The organism is Neptunicoccus sediminis (assembly GCF_001719615.1).
GTDB lineage: Bacteria > Pseudomonadota > Alphaproteobacteria > Rhodobacterales > Rhodobacteraceae > Amylibacter > Amylibacter sediminis.
In genome coordinates this window covers 1-1,034 of record NZ_MDVX01000034.1, presented here as the reverse complement: position 1 = coordinate 1,034, position 1,034 = coordinate 1, and the positions used below count along the sequence as shown (strand labels likewise).

Annotated in this window: 2 protein-coding genes; both read right to left on the bottom strand. The window is 59.5% G+C overall.

The genetic code is table 11. The features are described from left to right. Positions 1 to 268: copper chaperone PCu(A)C (locus tag BFV97_RS17210; protein WP_157888364.1), on the bottom strand; the 268-nt coding region annotated here is incomplete at its 3' end. A gap of 19 nt (positions 269 to 287) precedes the next feature. Further along, positions 288 to 950, bottom strand: coding sequence for a DsbA family protein (locus tag BFV97_RS17205; protein WP_069301623.1), 663 nt, complete (start codon positions 948 to 950; stop codon positions 288 to 290). Positions 951 to 1,034: the final 84 nt, after the last annotated feature.

Sequence of the window (1,034 nt, the reverse complement as noted above, 5' to 3'; positions counted from 1 at the left end):
CGTCAGAATTGGTTCTGGTTTCGTGGATCGAAGCCATGCCGGAGATCTCCGCGCGAAGACCGATAAGGGAGATCTGATCGCTGCCCTCGTTCCGAACGGTCAGATAGGCCCCGCCGGGCCGTGACATCCCAAGGCTCGCGCGCGCCCAGGGGCTCTCGACCACAATCGATGCGTTCTCTGACAACTGCTGCGCTGAGGATGCCATTGGCAAGCCCATCAGAAGAGCGACAGACAGGCTCTGGATTGCCTTTGCGAAGGTTTTGAACACGTTGGGTCTCCTGTTCGTTCTAGTTTGTTGTCGCAGCCTCGACTTCGGCTTGGACGAGCGACAAGAGCTGCTCCGCACCGAACTCTGGCAAAGGCTTACCGTTGACGAAGAACGTCGGTGTGCCTTGGATTCCGACAGCTTCGACGTCTGCCCGGTCTTGATTGAGGACGCCGACGATGCTGGGTGACATGATCTGATTTGCGGCGGCGTCTGTGTCCAAGCCCGCCGCTCCGGCGATCTCCATGATGCGCTCAGCTGCCGGAGCGCCGTGAGAGGCCCAGGCGGGCTGATTTTCGAGCAGCGATTCTAGCACGGGAACAAAAAAGTCCTGCAACCGAGCCGCTTCCAGCACCTTGATTGCCAGCTCGGACCCCTCGCCGTGGAACGGCGTGTAGCGCATGACGACGCGCACATCGTCGGGATATTGCGCCAGTATCTGCTTCACGATGGGATGGAAGGCGCGGCAGGCCTCGCAGGCTGGGTCGAAGAACTCCACGATGGTCACTGGCGCATCCTCACGCCCGAGTATGGGAGAATAGGACCGAACAAGACGATCCTGTTGTTCCAGCGGAGCGGCTGTCGCCACCGGGGTCGGATCGGGGCGCGATACGAACCAGGCACCAGCCACGAAAACGGCCAGTACCAGAGTGAGTATCGCAAGCAAAAGTGTCTTTCGTTTCATATTGATATCCGTCGAAGTTGAATGAGAAGGACAAGGATCGCCCCGAACGTCAGCAGGGAGAGCAGAGGGATTGGCAGGCCAAGG

Coding starts and splice junctions, on each gene's coding strand:
- BFV97_RS17205 (WP_069301623.1), bottom strand. CDS start 950: ATGAAACGAAAGACACTTTTGCTTGCGATACTCACTCTGGTACTGGCC.